Raw genomic sequence first — 15297 nt, 5'->3', positions numbered from 1 at the left:
TAACCAGTGTTTGATTCCCTGAGCGATCGCCTCAACGACACATTTGACCGCCTGCGCGGCAAGGGTAAGCTGACCGAGGCCGATATTACTTCGGCCATGCGCGATATTCGCATGGCACTGCTCGAGGCCGACGTTAACTTTAAGGTCGTCAAGGAGTTCGTCGCCAAGACCAAGGAGCGCTGCATGACCGCCGAGGTCATGGAGTCGCTGTCGCCGGCGCAAAACGTCGTCAAGATCGTGCTCGACGAGCTCACCGAGATGCTTGGCTCAACCGAGAGCAAGCTCGTCTTTAGCAACCGCATTCCCAATGTCATCATGCTCGTGGGCCTGCAGGGCTCCGGTAAGACCACGGCGGCCGTGAAACTGGCCTACCTGCTCAAGAAGCAGGGCCGCTCGCCGCTGCTCGCCGCGTGCGACGTCTACCGTCCCGCCGCTGCCGACCAGCTGGCCACGCTCGGTGGCGAGATCGGCGTGCCGGTCTTCCGCGGTGACGGAGCGCACCCGATCGACATCGCAAAGGGCGCCATCCAGGAGGCCGTCGACCACCTGCGTGACGTGGTCATCGTCGATACCGCCGGTCGTCTGCAGATCGACGAGCAGATGATGCAGGAGGCCGTCGACATCAAGAAGGCCGTCAAGCCCGACCAGGTGCTGATGGTCGTCGATGCCATGACCGGCCAGGATATCGTCAACGTCGTCTCGACCTTCGCCGATCGCACCGACTTTGACGGCGTGATTATCTCCAAGCTCGACGGCGATGCCCGTGGCGGTGGCGCACTTTCGGTGCGTCAGGTGACCGGCAAGCCCATCAAGTTTGTGAGCATGGGCGAGAAACCCGATTCGCTTGAGCCGTTCTATCCCGATCGCATGGCCAAGCGCATTCTGGGCATGGGCGATGTCGTCGGCATCATTGAGAAGGCCCAGGAGGCAGCCGATGCCGAGCAGCTCGAGGCTGCCGAGCGTATGCTGCGCGAGGGCTTTACCATGAATGACATGCTCGACCAGATGAAGGCCGTCAAGAAGATGGGCGGCATGAAGGGTATCCTGGGCATGCTCCCCGGTGGTCAGCGCGCGCTCAACCAGATGGGCGGCAACTTGGACGAGGGCATCTTCGATAAGAACGAGGCCATCATCATGTCGATGACCAAGGAGGAGCGCCTGCGTCCCTCCATCATCAACGGCCAGCGCCGCGCCCGCATTGCCAAGGGAGCCGGCGTAACCCCCACCGAGGTCAACAGCCTTATGAAGCAGTGGGGCGAGATGAATAAGATGATGGGCCGCATGCGCACGATGGCCAATCAGGCACAGGCCGGCGGCAAAAAGGGCAAAAAGGGAAAGAAGGGCAAGAAGATACGCATGCCCAATATCCCTGGCCTGGACGCTATGGGTCTGGGCGGCATGGGCGGCCTGGGTACGGGCGGTCCCAAGTCCGATATGGAGCTGCTGCGCCAGATGGAAGCGCAGATGCGTAATAACAAATAGAGCTGTAATTCCAGCTTGATATGGCAAAGGCCACTCGGAAGCTACCGGGTGGCCTTTGTTGTTGGCTTTGATTGTTGGATTGCGTTTGGCGTCGCGCCCCGAGCTCGCGGTGCCGTGCCGTTAGTGGCAGCCGCAGCCCTCGTGGCCCTCGTGCTCGTGATGGCCGTGGCAGCCGCAGGACTCGCCATGTTCGTGGGCGTGGTCGTGGTCATGGCCGTGGCAGCCGCACGTGGCCTCGCCGTTCTGTGCGAGCGTTCCGGCGATAAGGGCCTCGACACAAGCGTCGCAGCTGCCCTGAGCTCCTGCGTACACCGTGATGCCGGCTTGGGCAAGCGCGTTGATGGCGCCACCGCCGATGCCGCCGCAGATGAGCGTGTCCACGCCACCGTTGGCGAGCAGGCCCGCAAGGGCACCGTGGCCGGTGCCGTCGGTGCCCACGACCTGCTCGTTGAGTACCTTGCCATCCTGAATGTCGTAGATCTTGAACTGCTCGCTGCGGCCAAAGTGCATAAAGATGTTGCCGTTGTCGTACGTGGTTGCCACCCTCATGGTGTCGACCTCCTTTGCTGGCCATACGGCCGTTGCCGTGGTAATGGGGGAGTACGCAATATTGCCGCCTTCGATGATGAGCGCCCGACCATTGACCAACGCGTTTGCCACCTTGCGATGCGCGCGGCTGCAAATAGCCGCCACCGTGGCGCGCGCGATACCCATCTGCTGTGCGACTGCCTCTTGGTTAAGGCCTTCCAGGTCGCACAGGCGCAGCGCCTCGAGTTCGTCGACCGTCATGTCGATGGCGTCTCCGCTGGCTAGGCCGTCAGTGGTAAAGCCGCGGTATTCGGGGATGATCCCGACGCGGCGCAGTTTTTCGCGTCTTCCTGCCATGTGCTCTCCTTATCTGACATATGTCAACAATAGAATAGCGAACGCGCAGATTTATGAATGAATTTCTGGCATATGCCAGAAATTGTGGGCTTATGTTTGGGCTGTGGGGCCGCATGTGTCTGGGCTACAATGAATCTCGCTTATAGGCAACTGACAGGAGGGTCAATGAGCAAGGCTGATCAACAGTTTGTAACCATGTGCCGCGATATTTTGGACCATGGCACCACTACCGAGGGCCAAAAGGTCCGCCCGGTGTGGGAGGACGGCACCCCTGCCTATACCATTAAAAACTTTGGCGTCACGGCCCGCTACGACCTGCGTGAGGAGTTTCCGGCGCTTACCCTGCGTCGCACGGCCCTCAAATCTGCCATGGATGAGATCCTATGGATCTATCAAAAGAAGTCCAATAACGTGCATGACCTCAACAGTCATATTTGGGATGAGTGGGCCGACGAGACCGGCTCCATCGGCAAGGCCTACGGGTATCAGATTGGGCAGAAGAGCCATTATGCCGAGGGTGACTTCGATCAGATGGACCGTGTGCTGTACGACCTCAAGAATACGCCGTACAGCCGCCGCATTATGACGAATACCTACGTGTTTAGCGACCTGTCCGAGATGCACCTGTATCCGTGCGCCTACAGCGTGACGTATAACGTGACGCAGCGCCCGCAGGATGATAAACCGACGCTCAACATGATTCTCAACCAGCGCAGCCAGGACATTTTGGCTGCGAACAACTGGAATGTGTGCCAGTACGCCATTTTGCTGATGATGGTCGCGCAGTCGGTCGATATGATTCCCGGCGAGTTGCTGCATGTGATTGCCGATGCCCACATTTACGACCGTCATGTCGATATCGTCCGGGAGCTTATCGAGCGTCCGCAGTTTGCCGCGCCTAAGGTAACGCTTAACCCCGATGTGCATGACTTCTATGCGTTTACGACCGACGACCTGATTGTCGAGGGCTATGAGCACGGCCCGCAGGTCAAGAACATCCCCATTGCGGTGTAGGTGACGCGCATGACGTGTAAGCTTTCTGCCATTGTCGCCGTGTGCGATGACTGGGGTATTGGGTGCGAGGGTGACATGGTCGTGTCCAATCGCTCCGATATGCGCCATTTTGTGGCGTGCACCAAAGGTTGCCCGGTTATTATGGGGCGCAAGACCCTGCTGAGTTTTCCCGGCGGGCGTCCGCTCAAGAATCGTCGCAATATCGTGCTCACGCGCGACGAGGATTTTTCGCCCGAAGGTGTCGACGTGGTGCATAGTATCGGCGAGGCGCTCGCCGCGGTTGCCGATGAGCCCGTTGCCTGGGTGATCGGCGGCGGCGATGTCTATCGGCAGTTTTTGCCGTACTGCGTGGAGGCCGAGGTCACGCATAACCACTGCGTCCATCCCGTGGACACGTACTTTCCCGACTTGGACGCCGATCCCGCGTGGGAAGTTGCGCGGCGCGAAGGGGTTGCCACGATTGCCGCGGGCGAGGGTGACGAAGGCCTCGATTATGAGTTCGTGACGTATCGTCGCGTTGAGGCGTAAATCTCCTATTTGCCCACGGTATTATCGGGTTGGAATGATTGAGGGGCGGCGCTTGGCGTCGCCTCGTTTGATATAGATGCTGCTGTAAGAAGGGTGCGGGCTGGCTACTATGACTGATGCCGTTGAGGTGCTGCGAATCGATTCGCTCGAGGACGAGCGGCTCGATGCCTATGTGCGACTGACCGAGCGTGAGCTGCGCTGCGTACTGGAGCCGCAGAAGGGCATCTTTATCGCCGAGAGCGCTAAGGTCATCGAGCGTGCGGTGCGTGCCGGATACGAGCCGGTGAGCTTTCTTTTGGGTGAACGCTGGCTCGACCAGATGATGCCGCTGTTTGAGCGCTTGGTTGTGCGCGAGGGAGCGGGTCCGGTCCCGGTGTTCGTGGCCTCGATGGAGCTCATGGAGCAGTTGACGGGCTTTAACGTGACGCGCGGTGCGCTCGCGGCGTTTCGTCGCCCGCGTCAGATTCCGGTCGATGAGTTCTTGGGTGGCGTTGTCGAGGCGGCGGGGGAGCGCCCTGTGCGCGTGTGCGTGCTCGAGGGCATTGTCGACCACACCAACGTCGGCGCGATTTTCCGCTCGGCGGCTGCGCTGAACGTCGATGGCATTTTGGTGAGCCCTACGTGCTGCGATCCGCTGTACCGTCGCTCGGCCCGCGTGAGCATGGGCACGGTGTTTCAGGTGCCCTGGACGCGCATTGGCAGCGAGGCGCGCGTATGGCCGCATGATGGGCTGGCGGCGCTGCACAATGCCGGCTTTTCGTGTGTTGCCATGGCGCTGACGGATGATTCGGTGTCGCTGGACGATCCCGCGCTCCAGGAGATTGACCGCCTGGCAATCTTTATGGGCACCGAGGGTGCTGGCTTGGGCGCCAGGACCATTGCAGGCTGCGACCGCGCCGTGCGTATTCCGATGGCGCATGGGGTCGATTCGCTCAACGTGGCCGCGGCAAGTGCTGTTGCCTTTTGGCGGCTGTGTCCGCATGTGAGCAACGAGTACCACTACCAGCCGGGGCTGTATCACTAGGCAGATAGTTAGCACCGGGCTCTGGTTCGGGGCGTTTCGGCCGACGTCGGTCGGTGCTAAGCTGGTATTGGCTTTGGTCTTAAATTGCCGTTTTGTTGTTTGACGTACGCTGGTGGGGAGGGCGTGTGGCTAAGAAATCTACGGCTATCGATGTAACGCAGGGCGTTATTTGGCAGCAGCTACTGTCGCTGTGCGTCCCTATCTTTTTTAGTTCGTTCTTTCAGCAGGCATACACGCTTATCGGTACCTATATCGTCGGTCAGTTTGGCGGCAAGCTTGCGCTTGGCGGCATTCAAGCCACGATGGTGCTCACCGAGCTCTGCATTGGTTTTTGCGTTGGCGTTGGCGCCGGTTGTGCCGTTATCACGGGTCAGTTTTTTGGCCAGCACGATGACGAGCGCCTGAGCCGATCGGTCCATACGGCTATGACGCTCGCGCTGGTGGGCGGCATTGTCATTTCCATTCTGGGCATGGTGTTTGTCGAGCCGATGCTTGTGTTGATGAATACACCGCATGAGCTGCTGGCCGAGGGTGTGGCCTATGCCCGTTGCTACTTTGCCGCCATGTTTGCGGCGCTGCTGCTCAATATGGGGACGGCGCTGTTGCGCGCCGTGGGCGACACGCGCGGTCCGGCGGTTATTATTGCATCCGGCTGCCTTGTTAATGCGGTGCTGGATGTCATCTTCGTTGCCGTGCTTCATATGGAGGCTCTGGGCTGCGGCATCGCGGTGGCGCTGACCATTTGCTCCAACGCCACGATGATCGTGATTCGTATGATGCACGCTCCGGGTGCGTGGCGGCTTTCACTGTCCAAACTCTGCATTGATCCTGGCATTTGTAAGAGCATGATCTCGTGTGGTCTGCCGCTTGGCTTTCAGTCTGCTGCGTATTCGATTTCCAACGTTTTGATTCAGGTGTCGGTCAACTCGTTTGGTGCCGATGTCACCACGGCGTGGGGTCTTTCGGGCCGTTTGGATGGCATTGTCTGGATGGTTACCGAGGCGCTTGGCGTTTCGATCACCACGTTCTCGGCACAGAACTTTGGCGCGCGCAACTACGAGCGCATGCGCAAGGGCTACCATTCGTCGCTTGTGCTGTCGTTTATGCTCATTGGTGGCCTGTCTGCCGTGCTACTGGTGTTCTCGGGTCCGTTGTCGCGTCTGTTTGTCGACGATGCTTCGATTTCGGCCTACACCACGACGATTCTTCATTTCATCGCGCCGTTCTACGCGATCTTCTCGATTATCGAAAACGCGTCCGGCTCCATCCGCGGCGCTGGCGTGAGCTTCCAGCCTATGATGCTCACGATTTTTGGCACCGTCGTGCTCCGCGTGGCGTGGGTGTTCGCGATTATGCCGCTCGACCCCTCGCTCGAGCATCTGCTGCTGGTCTACCCCATGACCTGGGTAATCACCGCCGCGATGTTCACCGTCTACCATCACAGCGGCAACTGGCTCGGTCGCGCCACCGCCTAGTCATTGGGGACGTCCGCAATGACTAGTATTCGATGCCTTGGCGAGCTAGGAGGCCTTCGTCGAAGTAGTGTTTGACGGGGCGCATTTCGGTAACTAGGTCGGCAAGGTCGGCGAGGGGCAGCAGGCCGCGGCCGGTGAGCACGAGCTCCGTGGTGGTTGGTTTCATCGCGATCAACGCTTCGACATCTTCGCGCGTCACAAAGCCCCGTCGCATGGCCTCGCCGAGTTCATCCAAAATCAGAACGTCGACCTGTGATATCTGCTCGCGCGCCAGCTCCATGATCTGTGCAGCGCAGGCTTCGGGTGTGTCGCGGTTGGCTTGTACGATGCGTAGCCCCAATCGAGGAGCTGCGTCATGTTCGGCGCAGTGCAGCTTCTGGGCAAACTGCAGCATGAGTACGTTGAGACCATAACCTGTGGCACGCAAAGCCAGCCCCAAGGCGGCCGTGGTTTTGCCCTTTCCGTCGCCCGTGTAGATTTGAACCTTGCCGACTTCCAGTGATGCCATCTCTGTCCTTTCGTGCCCGGCGTCGGTTTATCGCCGTCTGGGTTGGGTATTCTAGATAGCATTATCAACCCCAGTAGATGGAGTTCAAGCAGATGGAGATGGATGACAACAAACGTAGACGGAATATGATCCTCTACGTGCTCATCGCCTTCGTCGTCTACCTCGTGCTCTCGACCGTTCTGTTCCCCAACATCGGTCACACGCAGCAGATTACGAAGACCGATTACTCGACGTTTGTCAAAGCGCTCGATAAGAAGAGCGTCGATAAGGTCGAATACAACACGGACGATTACTCGATTTATTACACCAAGAAGGGCGAGGACGAGAACATCGCCTATAAGACGACCGGTGTGCCGAACGATGCGGGCTTTACCGATCGCGTGCTTGAGTCTGGTGCTTCGCTGGAGTCGGTCGTTCCCGATAAAAACTCGGGTCTGATGACCTACTACCTGCTTACGCTCATTCTTCCCATGGCGATTTTCTTCCTCATCGGTTGGTGGCTCAACCGCCGCATGAAGAAGGCTATGGGCGATGACGGTCCGTCGATGAACTTTGGCGGCGGCGGTTTTGGCGGCGGCGGACTAGGTAAGTCCGGCGCGCGCGTGATCGCTTCCAAGGACGTGGGCGTGACCTTTAAGGACGTCGCCGGCCAGGAAGAGGCCAAGGAGTCTCTCAAGGAGGTTGTCGACTTTCTGGAGAAGCCGCAGCGCTACGAGGAGATCGGCGCCAAGCTGCCGCGCGGTGCTCTCCTTGTTGGCCCTCCGGGTACCGGTAAGACCCTGCTTGCTAAGGCTGTTGCCGGCGAGGCGGGCGTGCCGTTCTTTAGCATTTCGGGTTCCGAGTTTGTTGAGATGTTTGTTGGTCGCGGCGCTGCTAAGGTGCGTGACCTGTTTAAGCAGGCCAAGGAAAAGGCACCGTGCATCGTCTTTATCGACGAGATCGATACCATCGGCAAGAAGCGTGACGGCGGCGGCTTTAGCGGCAATGACGAGCGCGAGCAAACGCTCAACCAGCTGCTGACCGAGATGGACGGCTTCGATAACCACAAGGGTATTGTCGTTCTCGCTGCCACCAACCGTCCCGATAGCCTTGATCCGGCCCTGCTGCGCCCCGGCCGCTTTGACCGCCGCATCCCCGTTGAGCTGCCCGACCTGACCGGACGTAAGAACATTCTTGAGCTCCATGCCAAGAGCGTGAAGACGCAGCCCCCGATCGACCTGACTGCGATTGCCCGCGCCACGCCCGGTGCCTCGGGCGCCGACCTGGCCAACATCATCAACGAGGGCGCCCTGCGTGCCGTCCGCGAGGGTCGCAAGCGCGCCACGCAGGACGATTTTGAGGAGTCGGTGGAGGTCGTCATCGCCGGTCAGCAGCGCAAGTCCACGGTGCTGTCCGACCACGAGAAGCAGGTCGTTTCCTACCACGAGATCGGCCACGCCATCGTTGCCGCTCGCCAGAAGGGCTCTGCGCCGGTCACGAAGATCACTATCGTGCCGCGCACGAGCGGCGCTCTTGGCTACACCATGCAGGTCGAGGAGGATGAGCGCTTCTTGACCACACGCCAGGAGGTCTTGGACAAGCTCGCCGTCTATTGCGGCGGACGCGCTGCTGAGGAGCTCATCTTTGGCGAGATGACGACCGGCGCGGCCAACGATATCGAGCAGGCCACCAAGCTCGCCCGCAACATGGTGACGCGCTTTGGTATGTCCGAAGAGTTTGGCATGATGGCGCTCGGTACCGTGCAGAACGCGTATCTCAATCAGGACACGTCGCTCACCTGCGCCCCCGGTACGGCCGAGCGCGTGGACGCGATTGTCGCCAAGCTGATCGAGGATGCGCACGACCGCGCCCTGCAGATTCTGAAGGAGAACAAGTTCAAGCTCCATGAGCTGGCTCGTTATCTGTACAAGAAGGAGACGATCACGGGCGAGGAGTTTATGAATCTTCTTACGCGCGAGAATCCGCTGATGCCAAAGCAGCAGTAAGGCTGCTTGCGCAGTGTCGAACGCCCCATTTGAGTGTCCATCTCAAATGGGGCGTTCTGCTTGAGGGAGATGCAAATGAAGATCGTGGTGAGTGCCTGCTTGATGGGCGAGAGCTGCAAGTATAACGGACTTGACAATTACCATCGCAAGCTGGTCGAGGCTTGCGAGCGTACGGGGACCGAGGTCCTGCTGGTGTGCCCCGAGGTTTTTGGCGGTCTGCCTACGCCGCGCAAGCCATCCGAGATTGTGGACGGTGAGGTCCGTACCTGCGAGGGTGCCTCGGTCGATCGCGATTTTCGCCTAGGTGCCCAGCGTGCGCTCGATATGTGCGAGCACTTTGGCGGCCCGTCCGAGATCGCTGCGTGCGTCTTACAGGACCGTAGCCCCTCGTGCGGTGCGGGTCGCGTCTACGATGGCACCTTTAGCGGTACGCTCACCGCGGGCAACGGTGTTTTTGTCGATCTGCTGCTGCGTCACGGGTACCGTGTGATTCCGGCTAGCGAGTTCGATCCCAGCATGCTGGAACATTGTCCATAGCACTCGAACCCAACACTTCCTCACGGGTGACCGTTTTGGCATCATCCGTGAAGTTGATATTGAGTACGACCCGGTCATCAAAGACGTAGACCGAGTTGACAGGCGCCGTACCCAGGCAGCCCCTCCCCGCGGCCCTCGCGCAGGAACGCGCACACGGCCTTCCCGTCTCTTGCGCCCCTCCTGCCCCAAACTCTGCTAGGAACGAGTACAGCAAACTTGAATTTTCAAATTAGTCTTTGCAAATAACCTTTGAACCTTCACCATCAATTACAATTCCCTGACGATTGTTAATTGGGCATAGATTCAAATCCGAAAACTCAGTTATTATTTTCTCGGTAACTTTCTTAAATGGTGCTGTAAGAAAATGCGGAAGAACATAGAAATCAATCAAATTAAGCCCTGCATCATCTTCTTGTGAGTAGTCCTCCGGCTTTTCATCCATTTGCTCGATATATTGGATGCTTGGAGCGCATACAATCGCACCTGCCGATTCACCAATCATCAGTTTTCCTTTTGCCAATTCTTTCTTCAACAGCTCATCCGTTCCCGTTTTACGGAGCTGGTCTATAAGGAAAAAAGAATTTCCGCCGGTAAAATAGATCACATCTGCATCTTCAAAAAGAGACTGTATCGTTGAATAAGCCTCCGTTGAAATATCAATTTCAGTTACGATTGCTCCCAACTTTTTGAATAATTTTCGAGCCGAGCCGACATAACCGGTGTAGCCTTCACGCAGCGAAGCTGTTGGAATAAATGCGACTTTTTTACTTTCAACTTCTTCCTTAATCAGACTTCCTACACTTGAAAAGTGAGAACATAAAAACAGTTTCATCAGTATTCTCCTTTATATATAAATTCTTATTTGTTGAACTAAGCCGTGTATACCATACTCTCCAATGAAAGAACGCCCTGATATAGCGAAATTTTGCCGTTTTCCTGCGTACGTGCGTACACACTCCACAGGAATTCTAAGGGGCCTGCCCCCTTAGCACACGGACTTTGGAACAAAGTCTAGTGTGCTACGCCTTGCCAGAGGTGTACAGGCTCCCGGTATGCACGTACGAAGCAATTGCCATCAATGCGCCATATAAGTGGCGATCAAGTTCGCATAAAGCGACCTTGATCCTGCAAAACAAAAGGCAGGATACCATCACCACGATGATACCCTGCCTCTGTTCGTTTCTGTTTACCGTTCCGAGTAGTCCTTCCGCAGAATTTCCGATAAACAAAAAACGTACCCGAACCCTTTCTCGTAAAGAATCGGGTTCGAGTACGAACTGAATGCTGGAGCAATAAAAAACCACCAGAAAGGTGCCTGTCCCCTTTGTGGTGGTTTTGGGCCAGTCCTAGAGCGTGTGGCCGTAAGCGTCGGCAGCCTTGATGGCGGTGGCGAACTTTTCGTCGGTGAAGGGCTCGGGGTTTCCCTGCTTCCACTCGTTGGTGGCGTGCGCATACTCGCACAGGGCGGGGATATCGGACTCGGAAAGCCCGACCTGCTCAAGCGTCACGGGCAGTCCCATCTGCTTGTTAAAGGCTGAGTAGCGCTCAAGGTTCTCGGTATCGCCCGTGTAGGCAAAAAGCACGAGCACGCCCAGGCTCACGACCTCGCCATGCAGGTAGGTGCCCTCGCGCGGAATGCTGCAGGTGGCGTTGTAGAACGCATGCGCCACGCTCGAGTTGTAGTAGTAATCGTTTTGGTTGGTCAGGTTGGAGACGTAGCCCGTGTTGACCACGATATCGAGCGCGATCTGCTTGACGGCTTCGGTCGACAGGTGCTGGCGAACGTCCTCAAGACCCTGCACGCCATAGGTAAACAGCGGCTCGGAGCAGGTGTGTGCGAGCGCCAGGCCAAGACCGGCGGTGTGCTCCAGGTTGCCGGCGCTCGTGGCGTATTCGACCTCGGGCTGCTTGGACAGGGCATCGCCCACGCCGGCCCAGAAGTACTCCGCCGGAGCCTCGGCGATGATCTTGGGGTTGATGAAGATGTGCGCGGGGCGGTTGGGGTACGAATAGCCCTCGAGCGAGCCGTCGTCGTTGTAGACAACGGCAATGGCGGTCGCGGCCGAGCAGTTGGAGCAGATCGTCGGTACCGTAAAGACGATCTTCTTGAGCTCGATGGCCGCCGTCTTGACGGTGTCGAGCGCTTTGCCGCCGCCGCATGCGATGAGCACGTCGGCTTCCTGGCAGGCAGGGGAGTTCACGACCTTGGCGATATTGGCACGCGTACTGTTGGTGCCATAGACGCGCGTCTCCAGAACCTCGATATCGGTACCTTCAAGCGCCGCCGCGATACCCGGCAGCGCCGCAGCCAGGGCTCGCTTGCCGCCAATGATGGCGACCTTGGTCGCTCCGTACTCTGCCAGTGCGGCGGGCAGCTCGTCAAAGCAGTCTTCGCCAACGGTATAGTCGCTCATTCCGATCGTGCGCATAGCAATCTTCTTTCGTTCGATAAAGTGCTTACAGGTATTTTGCTCCAAGAGAAGGTCCACGGCCGCAAGAAATTTCGAACGTATAAAACCAGTGTTGAGGGTTTTTCGCCGGTGCGGAACGTGCTAGCATACTCCGTATAAGCGTTGATGGGGACGAGTAGTCGGCCGTCCGCATGCTACAGAGAGCGGGGAGCGCTGAGAACCCGTGCATGCGACCGATGAAAATCACCCCGGAGCTGCGGTCCCAACGGACGTGCCGCGTAGGTTCGTCTTAGTAGACATCGCCGAGATGGTCGTCGATACAGACCAGCCGAGTAACGGATGCGAGCGCGCGAATACGCGGGCGAGGGCATCTAAGCTGGGTGGTTAAGCGAAGAGCTTTTGCGGGCGTGCAGCCCGTTTGTGGCGCTTCGTCCCAGCTTGTAGGGACGGGCGCTTTTTTGGTGCCCAGAGGGCGTGCGCGCCCACGACATGAAAGGGGTACCGTGGCAAACGAGTACAAGCAGACGATGAATCTGCCCAAGACCGGTTTTCCCATGCGTGCCGGTCTTTCCAAGTCCGAGCCCAAGCGACTCAAGGACTGGCAGGACAACAAGGTCTACGAGCAGGTTCTGAAGAAGAACGAGGGTCACAAGAAGTTCGTGCTGCACGACGGCCCTCCGTACGCCAACGGTCCGATCCACATCGGCCACGCCATGAATAAGATCTCCAAGGACATGATCAACCGCTACTGGATGATGCAGGGCTATGAGGTTCCCTACGTCCCCGGTTGGGACTGCCATGGTCAGCCGATCGAGCACAAGGTCGAGGAGAAGCTCGGCACCGAGAAGTTCAACCAGACCTCCACGGCTAAGATCCGCGAGCTCTGCAACAAGTTCGCTGTCGAGAACATCGAGCTGCAGAAGGCCGGCTTCCGTCGTCTGGGCGTGCTCGGCGACTGGGACAACCCCTATCTGACGCTCTATCACCAGCATGATGCCGCCGACATCGAGGTCTTCAAGGCCATGTTCGATAAGGGCATGATCTATCGCGGCCACAAGCCGGTTCACTGGTGCAAGCATTGCCACACCGCACTCGCCGAGGCCGAGATCGAGTATTCCGACGAGACGAGCCCGTCCATTTTCGTGCGCTTTGAGATGACCTCCAAGCCCGCCGGCCTCGAGAACTTCGACGGCCCGGTCGACTTTATCATCTGGACGACCACGCCGTGGACCATCCCCTCCGACCAGGCCGTTTCCCTTAAGCCCGGCGCCGCCTATGTCGCCGTTGAGCACGAGGGCCGTGCCGAGGTCATGCTCGAGGACCTGGCTCCTAAGTGTTGTGAGGAGTTTGGCTGGGAGTACACCCCGGTCATGGTCGATGGCAAGCCCTACGTGGTTTCCGCCGAGACCTTCCACCACATCCACTACAAGCAGCCGATCTTTGACGGCGTTGAGGGCGTGGCGCTGCTGGCCGATTACGTCGGTGTCGATGACGGTACCGGTATCGTCCACAACTCGCCCGGCCACGGCGTCGACGACTACTTCGCCTGCCTCAAGGAGGGCATCACCGACATCTGCATGCCGGTCGATGACGACGGCAAGTTCTACACCGGCGAGGAGTTTGGCACCGGCGGCCCCTTCAGCGGCATGGATACCGATGAGGCCAACCCGCACATCATCGAGTTCCTGCGCGAGCGCGGCACCCTGGTTCTCGAGAAGAAGATCACGCACAGCTATCCGCACTGCTGGCGCTGCAAGCACCCGGTGCTCTTCCGTGCTACCGACCAGTGGTTCGTCTCGATGGACAAGACCGGTTTGCGCGAGCAGGCTGGCAAGGAGGTCCGTGAGAACGTCAAGTGGTATCCGGCTCACGCCGCCAACCGCATCGGCGCCATGGTCGAGCAGCGTCCCGACTGGTGCATCAGCCGCCAGCGCAACTGGGGCGTGCCTATCCCCAGTTACACATGCGCCGACTGCGGCGAGAAGGTCATGAACGACGCCACGCTCGACGCCGTCATTAAGCTCTTCCACGAGAAGGGCTCCGACGCCTGGTTCACCGACGCTCCTGAGAGCTATCTGGGCGAGGCCTGCGTCTGCCCCAAGTGCGGTGGCCATCACCTCAAGGCTGATAAGGACATCCTTGACGTGTGGTGGGACTCCGGCGTGTCTTGGAAGGCCGTCTGCGAGTACCGTCCCGAGCTGGAGTACCCGGCGGACGTCTACCTCGAGGGCTCTGACCAGCACCGCGGTTGGTTCCAGAGCTCGCTGCTCACCTCGGTGGGCGCCAACGGCCACGCTCCGTACAAGGCGGTCGTCTCGCAGGGCTTCACCCTCGACGGCCAGGGCCGTAAGATGTCCAAGTCACTCGGCAACGTTATCGACCCCAACAAGGTCTGTGACGAGATGGGCGCCGACATCATCCGCCTGTGGGTTGCTTCCGTCGATACCAGCTCCGACGTGTCCATCGACCACGAGATTCTTGCTCGCACGTCCGATGCCTACCGTCGTTTCCGCAACACGCTGCGCTTCCTGCTCTCCGAGCTCGAGGGTCAGTTTGAGCCCGAGACCGACGGCGTCGCCTTTGCCGACCTGCTGCCGCTCGACAAGCTCATGGTTGCCCGCCTGACCCAGGTCCAGGCCGAGGTCGACGACGCCTACGCTAGCTACGAGTTCCCGCGCGCCTACCGTGCGCTTTACGACTTTGTGGTTACCGAGCTGTCCAACGTGTATCTCGACGCCCTGAAGGACCGTCTGTACTGCGAGAAGCCCGGCTCGCTCGAGCGCCGGAGCGCCCAGACCGTGCTTGCCGAGCTCTTCTCGATGCTCATGCGCGACCTGCAGCCGATCCTGTCCTACACGGTCGACGAGGCCATGGCCTATGCACCCACCGGCTGCGTCGATCACCAGAAGTACGCCGCGCTGCTCGATTGGTATAAGTCGCCCATTACGGTCGACGAGGCCAATGAGTTTGAGGGCGTGCTTGAGGCTTCGCTCGAGCTCCGTAGCGCCGTGACCAAGGCCCTTGAGGATGCCCGCTCCGCCGGCACCTTCACTAAGAGCCAACAGGTCCGCGTCAAGGCGGTCGTTCCCGCCGAGATGTATGCGCTGCTGACCGGCGACAAGGCCGTCGACCTGGCCGAGTTCTACATCGTCTCCGCTGTTGAACTGACCCAGGGCGAGGAGCTCTCCGTTGCCATCGAGGCTGCCGAGGGCGAGTGCTGCGACCGTTGCTGGAACTACCGCACCACCGTCGGCGAGTACAACGGCCACGCGCATATTTGCAAACGTTGTGCCGAAGCGCTGTAGGTTACAGCAAAGTAGCGCTTCCGTTTTATGGATGATCGGGGCGCTTTTGCTTCATTTGCTTCGCTAACAATAAGCGACATTCCGTTCTTCGGAATGTCGCTTTCGTTTTATGCTGGTTATTTCGCTTTCGTTGGCGAATATGC

General features: G+C 58.8%; 12 protein-coding genes. 8 read left to right on the top strand and 4 right to left on the bottom strand.

Features of this window, described 5'->3' with window-relative positions; translation table 11 throughout:
* Positions 1-6 precede the first annotated feature (6 nt).
* Positions 7-1482 (top strand): signal recognition particle protein, encoded by a 1476-nt coding sequence (gene ffh / locus DWX63_RS00740; RefSeq protein WP_117842499.1) that lies wholly within the window; start codon positions 7-9, stop codon positions 1480-1482.
* A 120-nt stretch (positions 1483-1602) separates the two neighbouring features.
* Here the strand turns inward: ffh and DWX63_RS00735 are convergent, their stop codons facing one another.
* Positions 1603-2367, bottom strand: a complete 765-nt coding sequence (locus tag DWX63_RS00735) for a DUF134 domain-containing protein (RefSeq protein ID WP_117842498.1) — start codon at positions 2365-2367, stop codon at positions 1603-1605.
* Positions 2368-2532: 165 nt separating this feature from the next.
* Here DWX63_RS00735 and thyA point away from each other — a divergent pair, with 165 nt between their 5' ends.
* The 4 genes from thyA to DWX63_RS00715 all read left to right on the top strand — a co-directional run bounded on the left by thyA (position 2533) and on the right by DWX63_RS00715 (position 6408).
* The gene (gene thyA, locus DWX63_RS00730; protein ID WP_117629294.1) at positions 2533-3381 is read left to right on the top strand and encodes a thymidylate synthase; all 849 of its coding nucleotides are present in this window, start codon (positions 2533-2535) and stop codon (positions 3379-3381) included.
* Between the two features lie 9 nt (positions 3382-3390).
* Entirely contained in the window at positions 3391-3909 is a 519-nt protein-coding gene (locus DWX63_RS00725) for a dihydrofolate reductase (protein WP_117842497.1), read from the top strand.
* 109 nt (positions 3910-4018) lie between these two features.
* Positions 4019-4933 (top strand): RNA methyltransferase, encoded by a 915-nt coding sequence (locus tag DWX63_RS00720; protein ID WP_117842496.1) that lies wholly within the window; start codon positions 4019-4021, stop codon positions 4931-4933.
* A 125-nt stretch (positions 4934-5058) separates the two neighbouring features.
* Entirely contained in the window at positions 5059-6408 is a 1350-nt protein-coding gene (locus DWX63_RS00715) for an MATE family efflux transporter (protein ID WP_117842495.1), read from the top strand.
* Between the two features lie 22 nt (positions 6409-6430).
* Here DWX63_RS00715 and DWX63_RS00710 read toward each other — a convergent pair whose 3' ends face one another.
* The gene (locus tag DWX63_RS00710; RefSeq protein WP_117842494.1) at positions 6431-6916 is read right to left on the bottom strand and encodes a cob(I)yrinic acid a,c-diamide adenosyltransferase; all 486 of its coding nucleotides are present in this window, start codon (positions 6914-6916) and stop codon (positions 6431-6433) included.
* A 92-nt stretch (positions 6917-7008) separates the two neighbouring features.
* On the opposite strand from DWX63_RS00710, the gene ftsH reads away from it, so the two are divergent.
* Entirely contained in the window at positions 7009-8901 is a 1893-nt protein-coding gene (ftsH, locus tag DWX63_RS00705) for an ATP-dependent zinc metalloprotease FtsH (protein ID WP_199411057.1), read from the top strand.
* Between the two features lie 75 nt (positions 8902-8976).
* Entirely contained in the window at positions 8977-9438 is a 462-nt protein-coding gene (locus DWX63_RS00700; RefSeq protein WP_117842492.1) for a DUF523 domain-containing protein, read from the top strand.
* A gap of 229 nt (positions 9439-9667) precedes the next feature.
* Here DWX63_RS00700 and DWX63_RS00690 read toward each other — a convergent pair whose 3' ends face one another.
* Positions 9668-10270 carry a Type 1 glutamine amidotransferase-like domain-containing protein gene (locus DWX63_RS00690; protein WP_117842490.1) on the bottom strand — a complete coding sequence of 201 codons (603 nt, stop codon included), beginning with the start codon at positions 10268-10270 and terminating at the stop codon, positions 9668-9670.
* Positions 10271-10784: 514 nt separating this feature from the next.
* Positions 10785-11867, bottom strand: coding sequence for an iron-containing alcohol dehydrogenase family protein (locus tag DWX63_RS00685; protein ID WP_117842489.1), 1083 nt, complete (start codon positions 11865-11867; stop codon positions 10785-10787).
* Between the two features lie 509 nt (positions 11868-12376).
* Here DWX63_RS00685 and ileS point away from each other — a divergent pair.
* Positions 12377-15154, top strand: coding sequence for an isoleucine--tRNA ligase (ileS, locus tag DWX63_RS00680; protein WP_370445861.1), 2778 nt, complete (start codon positions 12377-12379; stop codon positions 15152-15154).
* The last annotated feature ends 143 nt before the right edge of the window (positions 15155-15297 follow it).

This window comes from Collinsella sp. AF20-14LB, from assembly GCF_003459505.1.
Lineage (GTDB): Bacteria > Actinomycetota > Coriobacteriia > Coriobacteriales > Coriobacteriaceae > Collinsella.
This window is presented reverse-complemented; position numbering and strand designations above follow the sequence as displayed.

What these genes read in the sequence shown, in the direction of transcription:
- DWX63_RS00735 (WP_117842498.1), bottom strand. Translation starts at nt 2,367, where the DNA reads ATGGCAGGAAGACGCGAAAAACTGCGCCGCGTCGGGATCATCCCCGAA.
- thyA (WP_117629294.1), top strand. Translation starts at nt 2,533, where the DNA reads ATGAGCAAGGCTGATCAACAGTTTGTAACCATGTGCCGCGATATTTTG.
- DWX63_RS00725 (WP_117842497.1), top strand. Translation starts at nt 3,391, where the DNA reads ATGACGTGTAAGCTTTCTGCCATTGTCGCCGTGTGCGATGACTGGGGT.
- DWX63_RS00720 (WP_117842496.1), top strand. Translation starts at nt 4,019, where the DNA reads ATGACTGATGCCGTTGAGGTGCTGCGAATCGATTCGCTCGAGGACGAG.
- DWX63_RS00710 (WP_117842494.1), bottom strand. Translation starts at nt 6,916, where the DNA reads ATGGCATCACTGGAAGTCGGCAAGGTTCAAATCTACACGGGCGACGGA.
- ftsH (WP_199411057.1), top strand. Translation starts at nt 7,009, where the DNA reads ATGGAGATGGATGACAACAAACGTAGACGGAATATGATCCTCTACGTG.
- DWX63_RS00700 (WP_117842492.1), top strand. Translation starts at nt 8,977, where the DNA reads ATGAAGATCGTGGTGAGTGCCTGCTTGATGGGCGAGAGCTGCAAGTAT.
- DWX63_RS00690 (WP_117842490.1), bottom strand. Translation starts at nt 10,270, where the DNA reads ATGAAACTGTTTTTATGTTCTCACTTTTCAAGTGTAGGAAGTCTGATT.
- DWX63_RS00685 (WP_117842489.1), bottom strand. Translation starts at nt 11,867, where the DNA reads ATGCGCACGATCGGAATGAGCGACTATACCGTTGGCGAAGACTGCTTT.
- ileS (WP_370445861.1), top strand. Translation starts at nt 12,377, where the DNA reads ATGAATCTGCCCAAGACCGGTTTTCCCATGCGTGCCGGTCTTTCCAAG.